Source organism: Enterococcus sp. AZ089, from assembly GCF_050547225.1.
GTDB lineage: Bacteria > Bacillota > Bacilli > Lactobacillales > Enterococcaceae > Enterococcus_D > Enterococcus_D entomosocium.
Genome location: NZ_CP172954.1, coordinates 107,982 through 123,304, shown reverse-complemented (window position 1 = coordinate 123,304; position 15,323 = coordinate 107,982). Strand labels below are relative to the sequence as shown.

Below are 15,323 nucleotides of genomic sequence, written 5' to 3'. Positions count from 1 at the left end.
CTCACCCACTGCTAAAACTGCATATTTTTCACGTCATTGTAAGCTTCTAAACACTTGTTTCGTACTTGAACGGCTGTTTGTAGCGCCAATTGCGCCTCCGTCATGCGAATCATCACATTGCCTAGATCGCTTTCATCGCCGGTGATCAAATTGACAGTATCTTGATCCATGACCGCCGTTTTTTGATTCAACTGATCGACCGCATTGGTCAAGTAGGAAGAAAACTGGTTTTCCTTGGTGCCCACAACACTAGTCTCTTTTGAAGTAGCCCCCGTGCCTAGTGTCCGCAAAACGTTTTGGTAGTCTGTTAATCCTGTCGTTAAAAGTCCATCCATTTTCTCGTTACCCCTTTGATATTTCTAATGCTTTTTTCAAGATTGTTTTATTCATTTCTGAAGCAGAAACATTGGCTTCGTACGTTCGAACCGCTTGCAACATTGCCACCATTTCATCGGCAATATCCACATTTGATTGACCGACATATCCCTCAGCGTTGGCAGCGGGATTGGTAGGATCATAGGTCAGTTTTTCCGTCTCATCGGCAGCGATCCCCGTCACTTTGACACCGTATGTAGCCGGTGTTCCTTCACGACTATTTTTTAAATTTTCTGAAAAAAGAATACTCTTTTTTTGATAAGCCGCGGTTGTTTGTGTTTGATTTGTATTTACATTTGCGATATTGCTGGAGATCGTATCTAGTTTTAACCGTTCCAATGCTAGACCGCTCGCGTTGATCGTTAGTCCGTTAAATATACCCATTTGTTTTTCCTGCGCTTTCTATCAATTACTCAAGACAAGGTTCATCATTTGCAAGCGTCCGTTGACTTGTGCGGTCAATGCACTGTAATACAACCCATTGGCTGCTTGATCCAACATCTCTACCTCAAGATCCACGTTATTGCCGTTGTCTTTGATACTGGTAGTTGCATTTTCAGTGATTTTCGGTTTTACTTGAGAAACTGACGCTTCTGTTACAGCGTCGGTCCCTGACGAAGCGAGTGCCTGCTTTAATTCGCTTTCAAACACGATGCGTTTTGCTTTGTACCCATCCGTGTTGACATTGGCGATATTAGACGAAATCAATTCTGCGCGTTGTGCAGAAACGTTCATAGCTGTTTTTAATAAATCATAGGTATCCAACAATAATTGCTCCTTCCACCTTCTGTACCAAACGTTTTTTTCATCGATGGAACAGAAACAAATATTTTTATTTATTTTTTTGTTATAGATTAAAAAAACAAGAAGACGTGATGTCATTATAGTAGAATTATTTTTATTTTACAATTTGATTTTTGCAACTTTACGGATATGACATTTAAGTTACAGACGTGTTATGTTATTTGTTAAACACTGTTTCATCGCAATTTCGTCCCCAGTTATAAAAAGCAAACGATCGATATAAAGCGTTTTACAAGCATATCTATGCCTTTTGATCAAAATCAGTTTTTTGATAAAAAAACAAGCATTATTCGAAAAATTGATTAAAATATTTTCATTTGTGCCTGATGACATGACAAACCCTGAGAAGCGCTTCACGAAAAAAAACGGTACCATCTATAAATATTCACAAAAATTGCAAGCTGTACCATTTCAACAATTTGACGAAACTTGTCAAAAAAAGAACAAAAAAAGGAGAATCAGAAAATTTATTTTAGTTATTTTTTGGATTATTTTTTTTTGCTATTAAGAATGATTTTAATTCACCGATAAAATAAATGAGGGTTTAAAACCTGGAAATAGAATTTAGGAGGACGCAACAAATGGATTTTTTCTTGCTGATCGGTATTATTTTAGGATTGATATCTGTGGTGGTTGGGATGATTGTAAAAGGTGCCAATGTGGCCGTTTTGATCAATCCGGCAGCCGCGATTATCATTTTCGTCGGTGTGATCGCAGCCGTTATCAATTCATTTCCCAGCAGTGATATCAAAAAAATCCCGAAGATCTTCGGCGTTCTGCTGAAAAATAAAGAATACGACTTAAAAACAACCATCAATACCATCGTTGAATTAGCTAACCAAGCTCGGCGCGATGGCCTACTATCTCTTGAAGGTGCTATCCAAAACTTAGAAGATCCTTTTTTAAAAAAGGGCTTGGAAATGGTGGTGGATGGCATCGCTGCCGAACAGATCCAAGAAATCATGGAAAATGAGATCTATGGGATCGAAGAACGGCATCGCATCGGCTCGGCTATTTTTAAAACCGCCGGCACGAGTTCCCCGACCTTAGGGGTGTTAGGAGCCGTGATCGGGCTGATAGGGGCGCTAGGCAATTTAGAGGATGTAGAAGCACTGGGTCATATGATCTCGGCGGCTTTTGTGGCGACCCTTTATGGTATTTTCTTCGGTTATGTGCTGTTCATTCCTTTTAGCTCACGATTAACTTTGAAATCGGAGCAAGAAGTCCAAATGATGTCGATCATCGTTGAAGGGGTCTTAGCGATCCAAGCCGGACAATCGCCGAAAAGTATTGAGAAAAAATTATACAGCTTGATCGATCCGAAAAAACGGCAAGAACAATTATAAAGGGTGAAGCGACATGAAGCGAAAAAAGAAACATGAAGAACATGTAGACGAAGCGTGGCTTTTGCCTTACTCGGATATGTTGACCTTGCTGCTGGCCTTATTCATCGTCATGTTTGCCATGGCGAAAGTCGATGATGAGAAGTTTCAAGAAATCCGAAGCGAATTCGGCACCATCCTTTCCAGCCACCACAGCAACGCCTCCGTCATCGGGTCAGTGATCGATATGGGCGAGACCACGCCGCGAAAAAAAGCCGCCACTTCTGCCGAAGCACAAGCGCAAGAAGCAGCGGTCCGGACCCAACTGGAAAATCAGCAGCTAGAAAAAATCAGCGACCAGCTGTCACAAGAACTCGCCGCTTCTGGCTTAAAAGACCAGACAGAAGTCCGCTTGGAATCCGATGGCTTGCATATCACGCTAGCCAGCAGCATCTTGTTTGCCTCTGGTAGCGCCGAGATCACGGACACCACTCGTCAGTCACTGGATCTACTATCGGACTCACTGAAAAAACTAAAAGCCAACAAAATCGTGATCGCCGGGCATACCGATAACGTACCGGAAAAAGGCAATGGTCGCTACCAATCTAATTGGGATCTTAGTTCCGCTCGTGCGATTACCGTTATGGAATACTTCATCAGCAAAGGCGCCGTTTTAGAAAAAAATGCTGCCATCCAAGCCTTTGCCGATACCGAACCGAAAGCCGATAACAACACCCCACAAGGCCGCTCGGAAAACCGCCGCGTGGAGATGATCATTCAGCGGACTGAAACGGTAGCTGCTCAATAAAAAACCTTATCCAATCTAAAAAACGATCCCCTTTCAAAGGCGATCGTTTTTTTTATCTATAAATAAATTGTAGTAGCCGTAACAAATGATGACAATGCCCACCAATGTGGAACGGTCAATAAAAGGAATCTCAAAAACCATAAAAAGCAACCCTTTTAAGCCTAAAATGATGATACCCATAACTAGCATCAGCCAAGAGGCGAGACGAATCAATTGGTATTCTTTTCCAAAAATCTTCAGCAACCGTACCCCTCCTTTTCTCAACTTAAAGTGTACGCTTTCTTAATGAGCAATCACAGTTCACCTGTCTGATGTTGCTGCTTGGCAAAAGTCGACAGCCATTGGTTGCTTCTTCTCATTATAACAGATGCTTCATGCCTCACCCTACGGTTTCCTAACTGACCTTCTTTTTTTGTAGTTGGACAATTCTGATTTAACCATACACATCAAAAAACCCCCGTTACCAACGAATTTATTGGTAATGGGGGGTATGATCAGCTTTCGCTAGTCAATCATTTATTTTTCCACTTCAAACCGATTGGTCAATCGCTTCAACTCTTCTGCAATGTCTCTGAGGTCGGCCACATGGTTGGTAAATTCATCCATGGTTGCCAAGACTTCTTCTGCATTTGCGGAAACTTCTTGTGTGCCAGCGGCATTTTCTTCCGTTGATGCGGAAATGTTTTCTAAGTTTTCCAGTACACTGTTTTGAATATTTTCGATACGGGCACTGGCTGCTTCAATATGATGGATGCCTTCGATCATATAGCTACTGCGTTGGAAAACTTCTTTTGAAGATGAGATCGCTTCTTTGATCAAGTTGGTTTGGCGAACGCCGCCTTTGACAGACGCCGACGTTTGTTTGACCATTTGACTAGACTGCTCACGAATTTCTTCAATGATCGCTTCGATCTCTTTGGTAGAAGCTTTGCTTTGTTCCGCCAATTTACGGATCTCAGCAGCCACGACGGCAAAGCCTTTGCCAGACTCGCCAGCACTTGCGGCTTCGATTGATGCATTCAAGGCTAGCAAGTTGGTTTGGTAAGAAATATCGTTGATGACCCCGATGATCGAGTTGATGTTTTGGATACTATCATTCATTCCCGTCATATTCGACATCAAGCGCTCCATCTGTGCCAACTCTTGTCGCCAACTGTCATCGACTTGATCCATGATCGTTAAGTTTTCTTGATTGATCTTCGTAGATTCTTGCGACTTGCTGCTCATGCCGCCAACATTTTCTCGTAATTCTTTCACGACTTGCGACAGATTTTGCATTTGTGACACGCTGTATTCTGTTTCTTGGGCTTGAGCACCGGTCACTTCAGCTATCCCCGTAATGGTTTGAGAGACTTCTTCTGTCGCAATATTGGTTTGTTTTGACAATTCTAATAAAGAATCCGACATTCCTGCGACACTGTTGCTTTCTTTTTGTACTTTTTGGATCAATGCACCCGTGCCTTCGATCATCACATTGTAATTGTCCGCCATTTGCTGGATCTCATTGCCTGCTTTGTCTGGATATACAACTCGGCGTGCCAGTTGATCCCATGTCCATTTTTCGCCTTTGGCTCGTTTGGTTTTGCTCATCTTCTCTAGTTTGCCTTCACCGACTTTTCTAAAGTAGCGATTGAAGCAATCGATGATCGCTGCGACTACTTTGATCGCGGCATACGAAACCAGTCCTACAAAGAGCAGCATCAAGATCGTAACGATAATCGTGGTGCGGACTAACGCCCCTAACTCTTTGTCTAGATCACTAGCTTTGACTTCGGAGTACGCCCAAACATTGGAATCAGCAGACTTGTCATACAACACATCATTGACTTTATTCGAGTCGCCTAAGCCAACCATGCCTGTCGGATCTTTGGCGTCTTTGATTTTTTGGAACACTTCTTCTTCTTTGATATTCTTACCGATTTGCTTGGTATTTTTTGAGGTCACGATGACCCCAGATTCTGAAACTAAGGTGACATTCCCAGTCCGCCCTACGGTAAAGGAAGACAAGATGTTTTGAATGCTTTCATAGGAAACATCGACGCTTAAAACCCCCACTTGATTATGGGAATTTTTGACCCGGATCGAAGCCGACGTCACAAATTGATTCGACACCGTATCTAAATAAGGTGCTGTCCAATACACTTCTCCTTCGGCTTTCACGGCCCCTTTGTACCACGGCCGAATTGTAGGCTTGTAATCATCCGGTAAGGGATTGAAGGTCACATACTCATCATCTTCTGTCCCAAAAGTTACTGCTAAGAAGCTGTTGCTCCCAGCAATCGCTAAAGAAAGATCTGAACGGATACGTCCCATGCTGAATTCTGTTTTCATCGCTGGCAGTTCAGCCATTGATTTCAATTTGCTTTCCGTCGATCGGCGCAAACTCTTTTCTTCCGCCAAGATCAAATTGACGGCACTTTCTTTGTTCAAATCATTTCGTTCAATCAATAAGTTCTTGGTGGTTAAATAGGAACTTGTCAGCATGACAATGATCGGGATCCCCGCAACCAGCATCAAGGTGATCATCACATAAATTCCTATCGTCTTTTTTCTTTTTTTCACAACTGTGCCACTCCTTCATTTCCAATTTCACACGATCCACTGAAGACTCGTCCGTAGACGACCCTTAGTAAGGATAATCGGTCATTTCTTTGAATATTTAAGAGGATTCATTGTCAGAAACGGCTGCAAGCGCATTTTCTTTTTTGCTAAGGCTTACAGTTGCTGTTGTAACGAATAGAAAAGCTCCTCAGTCATCAAGGAGCGTTGCGACTGCATAAAAATAGCCAGTACGGAAGTTTCCGCACTGGCTGTAGGGTCCCTTTAATAGGACCGCTTCTATTGCCTATAATTCTTTGATGACGGCTTTTTCTTCCGCCGTCAAAGCGAAATCAAAGAGCGCTAAATTTTCGGCTTGATGTTTTTCTGAATGGGATTTCGGAATCACGATCACCCCACGCTCGATTTGGTAACGCAAGACCACTTGGCTCCAGGTTTTTTGATGCGCTTCCCCGATTTGGGTCAAGGTTTCCCGTGCCGCTTCCGAAATCCGGGAAAGCGGACCCCAGGCTTCTGGAACTACCTGATTGTCTAAGGAATACGAGATGATCGCATCATTCCACTTGCCTGGATGCGATTCGATCTGATTGACCGCTGGTTTGATCCGACTGTTTGCCAATAAATAGCTGAGTTCTTCTTCTTGGAAATTGGACACCCCGATCGCTTTTAAGACTCCTTTATCGACATAAGCCTCAAGAACCGCCCAGACAGCGGCGATCTCTGCCAAGTTGTCCCACGGATGATGGATCAAATAAAGATCGATCGATTCCGTCTGCAAGGCTGCTAAACTCGCTTCGACAGACGCTTTCACGGCAGCTGCATCTTGCGTATGCTCTGGTTTGCCAGGAATCTTAGAAGTCAGGAAAAATTCGCTGCGGTCAATCCCGCTTTCCTTGATGGCTTTGCCAACCACGGCTTCGTTGCGGTAAGAAATCGCCGTATCAAAATGCCGATACCCAAGCTTGATGGCAGTCAATAGCTCTGTCGTATCATCATTGATCGCACCTTGGTATTCTCGGTTTTCTTTCCCAAATGTATTCGTCCCGCTGCCGATCACTGGAATCTGAATGCCGGTATTCAATTCAATCGTTTCCATGCTGCTTCCCCCTTTGTGTTGTTTCTAGTCTATCAAAAAAGCAGGAGTAAGGGGAAGAAAAACTCTTATTGCCGCTAAAAAACGGGGAAAAGCACAAAACGCATGTTCAAGCAGCCCCTCCTCCGTTATACTGAGGGTAAGATACGAAACACCCAAATAAGGAGGGTTACTTTTGAAAAAAACACTGTTTTTTCTTTGTGGATCACTGACATTCGGTTTAGGTACTTTAGGAATCTTCTTGCCTTTCTTACCTACAACCGTCTTTTACTTGCTGACGGCTTATTTCTGGCTGCGGAGTTCCGATACCTATTATCAACGCTTGGTTCAATCAGAGAATTATCAAAAATACATTGAAAAACCACTCGTACAAAAACAGCTGAGCACCAAGGCAATGGTTCGGATGTTTGCCATGATGCTGGTAGTCTTTGCAATTCCTGCACTGCTGATCCCCAATCTGCTGGTACGTTTCGTCCTCGCTGCCATCTACCTCGCCCATGTCATTGGGATCACTTGGTATTTAAAAGGACGCAAACCTGCGATCCAAAAAACGGATCAGCCCCTGTAAGGACAAAATTGTACGTACACACCGTAATCCACCAAGCAAGTGAACCTTGCTAGTGGACTGCGGTGTATTTTTTTCTCCTATTTTAGCGGGTGCTCACTGACGCCTCTTCGATAATGGGGGCTGATTGGGCGATCGCTAACCAAGCAGCAGGGATCCGGTATGGGGAACAAGAAACATAGTCGATGCCGATCTCTCGCAAAAATGCAATAGAATAGGGATCGCTGCCGACTTCGCCACAAACACCGATCGAGTGCTCTGGCTGACGATCTCTTACGCCGGCGATCGCTTGACGCATCAACGCGCCAACACCTACCTGATCTAAGTGCTGGTAAGGATCTTCTTGTAAGATCCCCGACTGCAAATAGGCTTGAATAAAGCTGCCGGCATCATCCCGCGAAAAGCCAAAGGTCATTTGGGTCAAGTCATTGGTACCAAAACTAAAGAACGCCGCCTCTTCAGCACACTCCCCAGCAATCAAGCACGCTCTAGGCGTCTCGATCATCATCCCGATCTCGATGTGCAACGGTTGCTGAAGGGTTGCTTCTGCTTGAGCGATCACCTGTGTCAACGTCTCTTTCAACACCTGCAGCTCTGCGGGCAAACTGATCAGGGGCAATAAGATCGCCGCCTCTACCTCGACTCCTTGCTGCCGCAACTCCACAGCCGCTTCACAAATCGCCGCTGTTTGCATTTCATAAATTTCTGGATAGCTGAGTCCTAAACGGCTGCCGCGATGCCCCATCATAGGATTGACCTCTTGCAGTTCGTCAATTCGCCGCTCGATCACTGCCAATGATTTTTTACTGCGGCGGGCCATCTCAAGGCGTTCATGCTCATGGGGCAAGAATTCATGGAGTGGTGGATCTAATAACCGAATCGTGCATTTCTTTCCTTGCGCGGCCTGCAGCATTTCTTGGAAATCGGCTTTTTGATAAGCCTTGATCTCAGCCAAAGCCGCCAATCGTTCCGCCTTCGTTTCTGCCAAGATGACTTCCCGCATTTTCCACAAACGCGCTTCCCCAAAAAACATATGCTCCGTCCGTGCTAAGCCGATGCCCGCTGCACCAAAGGCCAGCGCAGCCTCAATGTCATTTTTCGTTTCCGCATTTGCGTAAACCTTTAGATCTGCCTGGGCTTGTGCCCACGTCAAAAGCTGATCCATCAAAACCCGCTCCTGTACACTGGTCATAGGCAGCTGCCCTTGATACAGTTTGCCAGTGCTGCCGTCTACGGAAAGTACGTCACCTTCTTCAATCAGCAGCTCGCCGCAGCGGGCCTGTTTCAAAAATGCATCGACACTTAATGCCTCGCACCCTACCACACAGCAGACCCCCAGACCACGGGCGACCACCGCCGCATGAGAAGTCATCCCCCCACGAGCGGTAATGATCGCTTCACTCACCACCATGCCTTCAATATCTTCAGGTGAGGTTTCCTGCCGCAACAGCAGGACTTTTTCTCCTGTGCGGCTGGCTTTTTCCGCCGCCTCTGCAGTGAAATAGACATGTCCTGAAGCTGCCCCTGGACTAGCCGGCAAGCCCTGCGCAAAAGCTTCGGCTTGCTGCAAGGCTTCGGGGGCAAATAACGGGTGCAACAATTGATCGATCATTTCTGGTGTGATTCGGTCTAAGGCTTGCCTGATGGTGATCCGACCTTCTGCGACCATATCCGTTGCAATTTGCGCTGCCGCAGCGGCGGTTCGTTTGCCGTTTCTTGTTTGCAAGACAAACAACTGGCCGTCATCGATGGTAAATTCAATGTCTTGCATGTCTTGATAGTGATCCTCCAACCCCTCAGCCAGTTGCTTTAGTTCCTGATAAATCACAGGATGTTGTTGCGCCAACGCTTGGATCGGTTGTGGTGTACGAATGCCAGCAACCACATCTTCCCCTTGAGCACACACTAGAAATTCGCCGAAAAGTCCCGGTTCCCCGGTTGCTGGATTGCGGGTGAAGGCGACACCCGTCCCACTATTAATCCCGCTGTTGCCAAAAACCATTTCTTGAATCGTTACGGCAGTCCCTAGATCGTCAGGGATCCGATGGAGGGAACGGTAGGTCTTAGCCCGTGGGTTATTCCATGAGCGAAAAACTGCCGTGATGGCTGCCAATAATTGCTGAAACGGGTCTTGGGGAAACGCTTCTTGGGTATGTTCCATATAAATACTTTGAAACACGCGGCAGATCATTTGCCAGTCATTGCCGGTCATCATTTGGTCTGACACATAATTCTGCCGTTTCTTATAATCTGTCAAATAGGCTTCAAAGTGTTCTTTTGCTACACCTTTCACCACATCCCCATACATCTGGATCAAACGGCGGTAACAATCATAAGCAAAGACGGGGTCCCCCGTCTGCTGAGCCAACCCTTGGACGGTTTCATCATTCAACCCAAGGTTTAAGATCGTATCCATCATCCCTGGCATGGAAAACTTGGCACCACTGCGGACAGAAACCAATAACGGCGAGTGCAGTCCGCCAAATGTTTTGTTCCTGCGGACTGCCAATTCTTCGATGGCAGCTTTGACTTGCTTGATGATCGCCTCAGGAAGAACCTGTTCTTCTAAATAGGTCAGGCAAATGGTGGCCGGGACGATAAATCCCTGAGGAACAGGCAAACCCAAATTGGTCATCTCCGCAAGATTTGCCCCTTTCCCGCCTAATAATGCTTTTTGCTCTTTCGTGCCTTCTGAAAACCATACGACTGCTTTTTCCATCATGTTCCTCCTTTTAAATGTTATATACTATTTCGATTAATTAGCAGTATATAGTATGACACATTTAATCGTCAAGCCAAAAAAAGAAAACTTTTAAGGGATTTATCCTTTTTAAAAGAGTAGGATTGCCTTTTCATTCGGAAAATCATATAATCAATAGCATAGCACATAAAAGAAAGAAGGTGACACATTGGAATTAAGCCAAAGACAAATGAAAATCATTGAGATCGTCAAAGAGCATCAGCCGATCAGTGGGGAGACCATTGCGAAGCAGTTGGGTTTGAGCCGCGCAACCTTGCGGAATGACTTATCGATTTTGACCATGACCGGTTTATTAGACGCCCGACCGAAAGTCGGCTATTTCTACACAGGACAAACCGTTGAGCCTTTGCTTTTCGAAAAACTCTATCATACCAAAGTTGCAGAAGTCATGATCCCACCGTTGCTGATCTCACAAACGGTCTCCGTTTATGAAGCAGTCACGACTTTGTTTATGTACGATGTCGGTTCCCTCTATGTCAAGAATGACCAAGACGAACTGATTGGGGTACTCTCCCGCAAAGATCTGCTGCGCTTTGCGATCAGCAATGCCGCACCGGAAAAAACACCCGTAGCGATGATCATGACTCGCATGCCAAACATCGTGACCATCACACCGGAAGAAACGATCTTGACGGCTGGTACGTTGTTAGGACGACATGAAGTCGATACCTTGCCAGTGGTCGATCCACAGGAACCAAAAAAAGTCATCGGCAAAATCACGAAGACGCGGCTGATGAATTACTTTATTCAAGCAGGCAATGACAGTGACAACACACACTTTTAGGGGGCAAAAACAATGAAGAACGTTCGAATATATTTGATTTCAGATTCCGTAGGCGAAACGGCACAAAAGCTGATCGCCGCCGTTTCCGCGCAGTTTCCCACGATCGACCTTTCAGATATCCAGCTCTTTCCCTTTACTAATGATGAAGAGAGCTTAGGCGAGATCCTCAAAGATGCCTTGCTAGACAAATCGATCGTCGTTACCACCTTAGTCAATAAAGAATTAGTCGCTTTTGTTGATGCCTTTGCCAAACGGACTGGTTTGCAGCATGTCGACTTTATGTCGCCCTTGACCACGATGCTGGAAAAAACATTCGGTGTAGAAGCCGTCCAAGAGCCTGGTGCCTTGCATCGCTTGAACCAAGCATATTTCAGCCGGGTGGCCGCGATGGAATTTGCGGTGAAATACGACGACGGCAAAGACCCACGGGGATTTCTCGATGCTGACTTTGTCCTATTAGGGGTTTCGCGAACCTCAAAGACCCCATTGAGCCTATACATGGCAAATCGCGGCTACAAAGTGGCGAATCTGCCTTTGATTCCTGAAGTCGCTTTGCCAGCCGAAGTGCACCAAGTAGACCCACGGAAAATGGTCGGTTTGACTACGAATCCAGAATCCCTTACGGAAATCCGGCGGTCCCGGATGCATTCATTGGGCTTGAAAGAAGAAACCCATTACACCAATTGTGAACGAATCGAAGCAGAATTAGCCTACGCGAATGAATGGTTCAAAAAGCTGAACATTCCGGTGATCGATGTCAGCAAACGCTCCATTGAAGAAAGCGCGATGCTGATTGAAGAACAAGCCAAAGAACAGGCCCATGTTCAATAAAGACACCTTGGCAAACCTGACCGAGATCATCAACTTGGAAGCCATCCAGCAGCTGCCGAAAGCTACCGAGCATTTTGTCAGCGATCTGCATGGCGAATACGATGCCTTTGACCATATTTTGCGGAATGGTTCTGGCAGTATTCGAGAAAAAGTCGAGACTTTGTTTACCGGTGTCTTGACGAAAGAAGAACAGACCGAACTCTGTTTTGTCATTTATTATCCAGAGGAGCTATTACAAGAACAGGCCTGGACCCCTGCCGATTGGCGCTTGAAGATGGCACAGCTAGTGAAAGTTGCCCGCTTTACTTCCAGTAAATACACACGCTCCAAGGTACGCAAAGCATTGCCGACTTCTTTTGCTTACATCTTAGAAGAACTGTTGTACCAATATGATGCCGACTTCAATAAAGAAGCTTACTATCAGGCGATTTTTGATAAGATCATTGAATTAGAGGCAGCCCCGCTTTTTTGCCAAGAACTGGCGTACTTGATTCAGCGTTTCGTAGTGGACCATCTCCATGTCTTAGGCGATATCTATGATCGAGGACCGGCGCCAGACAAAATCGTCGATCGCTTGATGACTTTGCCTTCACTGGATATTCAGCTAGGCAACCATGATATCTTGTGGATCGGTAGCTTTTGCGGCTCGCTGCCCTGTTTGGCCAATACGATCCGCATCGCTGCTCGCTACGGCAATTTGGCATTATTACAAGATGGTTATGGGATCGATCTATCAAAAGCACTGGCTTTTAGCCAAAAATATTACACAGAAAATGCCGGCTTTTATCCGCAAAAAACAGTGGACCCTTTATCAAGCCAGCAAAAAAAAGCCGCCATGCTTTTGCAGCAGGCATTTGCCATCATCCAATTCAAAGTCGAAGCAGCCGTGATCCAGCGGCGACCGGCATTTGCGATGGCAGAGCGCTGCTTATTGCATCGCTTGTCTCAAGATCGACAACAAATCCAGCTAGACCAGACCTATCCTTTGATCAACGGCTGTTTTCAACTAGTAGATCCCGATGATCCTTACCGTTTGACAGCCGAAGAACATGAAGTACTGCAAGATTTGCTGAGCCAATTTCAACGCTCGCCCCGCTTAGCTGCGCATATGCGCTTTTTGGTCGAGCATGGTACATTGTACCAGCGCTTCAACGACAACCTACTGTATCACGGCTGCCTGCCTTGTCGGGAAAACGGCGATTTCCTGGCCTTTACTTTCCAGCAGCAGCCCTTGGCAGGCAAAGCGTTGATGGACTTTTTTCAGCAATGTTTGCAGGAAAGTTTTGCCCAACCAGAAAACCAAACAGACCTTGCCACCGATATGATCTGGTATCTTTGGTGTGGCGAAGGCTCTTCCCTCTTCGGCAAAAAAGCCATGAAAACCTTTGAGCGCTACTTTATAGAAGATCACAACACTCATAAGGAACAAAAAAATGCCTATTATTCTTTAAGGGAAAACGAAGACTTCTGCTGCCGTGTCCTAGCTGCCTTCGGTCTGCCGTCGACAGGTCACATCATCAATGGCCATACCCCTGTCAAAGTGCGTAAAGGCGAGACGCCCATCAAGGCAAATGGTCGTTTGTTGGTGATCGATGGCGGACTCTCTCGCTCCTATCAATCCGTCACAGGCATTGCTGGTTACACGCTGTTGTCAAATTCCTTCGGCATGACCTTAGCAGCCCATCAACCCTTTACAGATCGCCAGCAAGCCATCCAGCAGCGACGTGACATCGTCACTCAGAAAAAAATCGTCGTGCGGCAAACGGAAAGAACAACGGTAGGGCAAACAGATATCGGCAAGCGGCTGCAGCAAGAAAGCCGAGTGCTTTTTGAAGAATTAAAAAATCATCCGATCCCTTGACGAGTCATTCGTCAACCAATCGGATGATTTTTTTTACAGTCCTTTAGAACTATGAAAGGCTTTGAGTTTTTCCAACGCCTGCAGCACAATGATCAAGACCAAGATCGCTAAGGCCAAAAAGAGCGTTTCTAACCCTTTTCCTTGTGCCAAAAGTAGCTCTCTTAAAATTGCTGTAATACTGATCAAAATCAAGTAACGCACCGGAATATGGTGACCTTCTTTTACGTAACGCAATAACATCAAAATAATTTCCAGTAAAATAAACAATGTCGCGATCTCTTCGATCAATAAGGAAAGATCGCTAACTTCATGCAGTGGGATCACATGGACAACGATTTTGTAGATCGCTTCCGCCATCACCACCAAAACCAAAAGAACCAACAGTCCTAACATAATATCAACAATCACACTAATCATTTTTTCGAAGTGCTTAAAATACTTTCCCATAACACCCCTCCTCGCACTTATTATAGCGAAACTACTCAGAATCACTTTATGATATGCTTGCAAGTGCAGCTTTTTTTATGGAGGCAGTGAATAAAAACGTAAGACAGCTCTTTTCTGTTCCAGCAATCCGCCAACAAAACCTTCCTCTTTGCTATTTTTTGATGTCTCAGAGTGAGAAATCGCGCATCTTTCGTTCACTTGGTGTGTTCGTGGCTCTGACCATAAGCAAATAAAAAAGCTAGGCTCAAGGCCTAGCTGAAATGGTCCCTTTAGATGAGATTGATTTTTACAGTCAGGCTCAGTGAGCCCCTTCGACTGTTAGATCAACATTTTCACTCGTATCTTCCGCAGCTTCGTCGTCGCTATTGGAGGTTTCTGAAGACGGCTCAGTCGTTTCACTGCTGGAGCTGCTTGTTGTAGTACTGGTCGAACTCGTACTGGAAGAGCTTGAAGAACTGCTGCTAGCGCTACTGCTAGAAGTATCGCTGGTGGTGGTTGATCCGCCACTCGGCGCGGTACTCGAACTGCTTTCGCTACTTGCAGAAGTGCTGACGCTAGGATCTGTCTCTGCTTCACTTACGGAAACAGACGTGCCTTCATTTGTCGACGCTTCGATCGAGCGACTAGTCGTTGAAGGCGATGTGTAAGAACTAACACTGGCTTCATAAAAAATCTGACTGGAATCAGAGGTTTCTTCGATACTGCTGCTTGCTGTCTGGTAAGGTGGCTCGGAGGAACTACTGGAAGAATCTCGTACAAAGGGCGCAGCCACAAAGGCATTGGCGTCTTGATTGATCGCCACACTCAAAAAAACCGCAACAAAACAACTGACTAATGCCGACTGCATATTGAACTTAAATTTCATCGCACTCCCCATCCTTTCCCCAAAAATGTGGTTGGCTCTTCCGACAACGCTCTATCTCATTCTTATATTATACAAAAAAAAGCAATCGTCAACAAATTAAGTTTTATTTTCAAAAATGACAAAGACATAATTGTCCGTTGCACAAAAAAAGCCCGAGGACAACTGCCGATCACCTGCGGGCCCATCCCTTCACTAAGGGTTGGCAGATACGACGGACGCTTGTTCCTCTGGCTTTAATGATTCCTTTA

At 45.5% G+C, this 15,323-nt stretch carries 15 protein-coding genes; 6 read left to right on the top strand and 9 right to left on the bottom strand.

Annotated elements, in window-relative coordinates; all coding sequences use genetic code 11:
• Positions 1-11 precede the first annotated feature (11 nt).
• Genes fliE through flgB form a run of 3 tightly spaced genes read right to left on the bottom strand, consistent with a single transcriptional unit; the run spans position 12 to position 1,140 of the window.
• Positions 12-335, bottom strand: a complete 324-nt coding sequence (gene fliE / locus IGJ01_RS00550) for a flagellar hook-basal body complex protein FliE (RefSeq protein ID WP_016619528.1) — start codon at positions 333-335, stop codon at positions 12-14.
• Between the two features lie 7 nt (positions 336-342).
• Positions 343-759, bottom strand: a complete 417-nt coding sequence (gene flgC, locus IGJ01_RS00545; RefSeq protein WP_005232807.1) for a flagellar basal body rod protein FlgC — start codon at positions 757-759, stop codon at positions 343-345.
• A gap of 21 nt (positions 760-780) precedes the next feature.
• Positions 781-1,140, bottom strand: coding sequence for a flagellar basal body rod protein FlgB (flgB, locus tag IGJ01_RS00540; RefSeq protein ID WP_034872092.1), 360 nt, complete (start codon positions 1,138-1,140; stop codon positions 781-783).
• Between the two features lie 620 nt (positions 1,141-1,760).
• Here flgB and motA point away from each other — a divergent pair.
• Positions 1,761-2,525 carry a flagellar motor stator protein MotA gene (gene motA / locus IGJ01_RS00535; protein WP_005232810.1) on the top strand — a complete coding sequence of 255 codons (765 nt, stop codon included), beginning with the start codon at positions 1,761-1,763 and terminating at the stop codon, positions 2,523-2,525.
• Positions 2,526-2,538: 13 nt separating this feature from the next.
• Entirely contained in the window at positions 2,539-3,309 is a 771-nt protein-coding gene (locus tag IGJ01_RS00530) for an OmpA/MotB family protein (protein ID WP_005232811.1), read from the top strand.
• A gap of 33 nt (positions 3,310-3,342) precedes the next feature.
• On the opposite strand, the gene IGJ01_RS00525 is transcribed toward IGJ01_RS00530, so the two are convergent.
• From IGJ01_RS00525 to IGJ01_RS00515, 3 genes are all read right to left on the bottom strand, one after another.
• Complete coding sequence (locus IGJ01_RS00525) at positions 3,343-3,552, bottom strand: hypothetical protein (protein WP_005226572.1); 210 nt, start codon at positions 3,550-3,552, stop codon at positions 3,343-3,345.
• A 273-nt stretch (positions 3,553-3,825) separates the two neighbouring features.
• On the bottom strand, positions 3,826-5,871 hold the full coding sequence (locus tag IGJ01_RS00520; protein ID WP_016611618.1) for a methyl-accepting chemotaxis protein: 2,046 nt from the start codon (positions 5,869-5,871) through the stop codon (positions 3,826-3,828).
• Between the two features lie 283 nt (positions 5,872-6,154).
• Entirely contained in the window at positions 6,155-6,964 is an 810-nt protein-coding gene (locus tag IGJ01_RS00515; protein WP_005232814.1) for an aldo/keto reductase family protein, read from the bottom strand.
• 172 nt (positions 6,965-7,136) lie between these two features.
• Here IGJ01_RS00515 and IGJ01_RS00510 point away from each other — a divergent pair, with 172 nt between their 5' ends.
• Positions 7,137-7,529: a YbaN family protein gene (locus IGJ01_RS00510; RefSeq protein ID WP_005232815.1), complete on the top strand. Its 393-nt coding sequence runs from the start codon at positions 7,137-7,139 to the stop codon at positions 7,527-7,529.
• An 82-nt stretch (positions 7,530-7,611) separates the two neighbouring features.
• Here IGJ01_RS00510 and ppdK read toward each other — a convergent pair whose 3' ends face one another.
• Positions 7,612-10,245 carry a pyruvate, phosphate dikinase gene (ppdK, locus tag IGJ01_RS00505; RefSeq protein WP_430601292.1) on the bottom strand — a complete coding sequence of 878 codons (2,634 nt, stop codon included), beginning with the start codon at positions 10,243-10,245 and terminating at the stop codon, positions 7,612-7,614.
• Between the two features lie 190 nt (positions 10,246-10,435).
• Here ppdK and IGJ01_RS00500 point away from each other — a divergent pair, with 190 nt between their 5' ends.
• From IGJ01_RS00500 to IGJ01_RS00490, 3 genes are read left to right on the top strand one after another with little or no spacing between them, the layout of a single operon-like run.
• Positions 10,436-11,071 carry a helix-turn-helix transcriptional regulator gene (locus IGJ01_RS00500; RefSeq protein ID WP_005232817.1) on the top strand — a complete coding sequence of 212 codons (636 nt, stop codon included), beginning with the start codon at positions 10,436-10,438 and terminating at the stop codon, positions 11,069-11,071.
• Between the two features lie 12 nt (positions 11,072-11,083).
• Positions 11,084-11,902: a pyruvate, water dikinase regulatory protein gene (locus tag IGJ01_RS00495; protein ID WP_005232818.1), complete on the top strand. Its 819-nt coding sequence runs from the start codon at positions 11,084-11,086 to the stop codon at positions 11,900-11,902.
• Positions 11,892-13,763, top strand: coding sequence for a fructose-1,6-bisphosphatase (locus IGJ01_RS00490; protein WP_430601291.1), 1,872 nt, complete (start codon positions 11,892-11,894; stop codon positions 13,761-13,763). Before IGJ01_RS00495 ends, IGJ01_RS00490 begins: the two co-directional genes overlap by 11 nt.
• Before the next feature lie 33 nt (positions 13,764-13,796).
• Here the strand turns inward: IGJ01_RS00490 and IGJ01_RS00485 are convergent, their stop codons facing one another.
• Positions 13,797-14,210, bottom strand: a complete 414-nt coding sequence (locus IGJ01_RS00485) for a phosphate-starvation-inducible PsiE family protein (RefSeq protein WP_010748527.1) — start codon at positions 14,208-14,210, stop codon at positions 13,797-13,799.
• Positions 14,211-14,508: 298 nt separating this feature from the next.
• Positions 14,509-15,075: a hypothetical protein gene (locus IGJ01_RS00480; protein ID WP_430601290.1), complete on the bottom strand. Its 567-nt coding sequence runs from the start codon at positions 15,073-15,075 to the stop codon at positions 14,509-14,511.
• Positions 15,076-15,323: the final 248 nt, after the last annotated feature.

What these genes read in the sequence shown, in the direction of transcription:
- fliE (WP_016619528.1), bottom strand. Translation starts at nt 335, where the DNA reads ATGGATGGACTTTTAACGACAGGATTAACAGACTACCAAAACGTTTTG.
- flgC (WP_005232807.1), bottom strand. Translation starts at nt 759, where the DNA reads ATGGGTATATTTAACGGACTAACGATCAACGCGAGCGGTCTAGCATTG.
- motA (WP_005232810.1), top strand. Translation starts at nt 1,761, where the DNA reads ATGGATTTTTTCTTGCTGATCGGTATTATTTTAGGATTGATATCTGTG.
- IGJ01_RS00530 (WP_005232811.1), top strand. Translation starts at nt 2,539, where the DNA reads ATGAAGCGAAAAAAGAAACATGAAGAACATGTAGACGAAGCGTGGCTT.
- IGJ01_RS00515 (WP_005232814.1), bottom strand. Translation starts at nt 6,964, where the DNA reads ATGGAAACGATTGAATTGAATACCGGCATTCAGATTCCAGTGATCGGC.
- ppdK (WP_430601292.1), bottom strand. Translation starts at nt 10,245, where the DNA reads ATGGAAAAAGCAGTCGTATGGTTTTCAGAAGGCACGAAAGAGCAAAAA.
- IGJ01_RS00495 (WP_005232818.1), top strand. Translation starts at nt 11,084, where the DNA reads ATGAAGAACGTTCGAATATATTTGATTTCAGATTCCGTAGGCGAAACG.
- IGJ01_RS00490 (WP_430601291.1), top strand. Translation starts at nt 11,892, where the DNA reads ATGTTCAATAAAGACACCTTGGCAAACCTGACCGAGATCATCAACTTG.
- IGJ01_RS00485 (WP_010748527.1), bottom strand. Translation starts at nt 14,210, where the DNA reads ATGGGAAAGTATTTTAAGCACTTCGAAAAAATGATTAGTGTGATTGTT.
- IGJ01_RS00480 (WP_430601290.1), bottom strand. Translation starts at nt 15,075, where the DNA reads ATGAAATTTAAGTTCAATATGCAGTCGGCATTAGTCAGTTGTTTTGTT.